This is a genomic window from Streptococcus sp. HMSC074B11 (genome assembly GCF_001808705.1).
Lineage (GTDB): Bacteria > Bacillota > Bacilli > Lactobacillales > Streptococcaceae > Streptococcus.
This window is the reverse complement of record NZ_KV794229.1, coordinates 1-376: the sequence shown is the minus strand read 5'-3', so window position 1 is coordinate 376 and position 376 is coordinate 1. Positions and strand designations below refer to the sequence as shown.

The 376-nt window shown below is 37.5% G+C and carries 1 protein-coding gene; it reads left to right on the top strand.

Annotated features, from left to right (window positions below):
- A partial coding sequence (locus HMPREF2619_RS01200) for a UPF0236 family transposase-like protein (protein ID WP_186821475.1) occupies positions 1–376 on the top strand: 376 nt, incomplete at both ends.

The window sequence follows — 376 nt, the reverse complement described above, 5'->3', positions numbered from 1 at the left end:
CACAAAGCCAATTGTAGTAAAAGCTGTAAAAATTTGTGAGAAGTTATTGGAGGAAAGGGAAGGCTATCGATATTATGAAGAGAATAAAGAGGTTAGCAAAAGAAAAGCCCAGGTTATTTATATTGAGGGTGATGGTGTAATGGTCAAAGCACGTGACACACAGAAGGATAATAAGCATTACGATTTATCCCATTTTGTAGTCCATACGGGAAGCCAGAAAGTTGGCAGCAATCGATTTGAACTCCAGGACAAAAAGGAATTTATTGGTCTTGACAATCGCTTAGTGAGGGAGCAGGTGATCGATTATCTTTTTAATAATTACGAAATTACGAATCAGACTCTATTGATTACGAACTCTGATGGAGGTCATGGATAT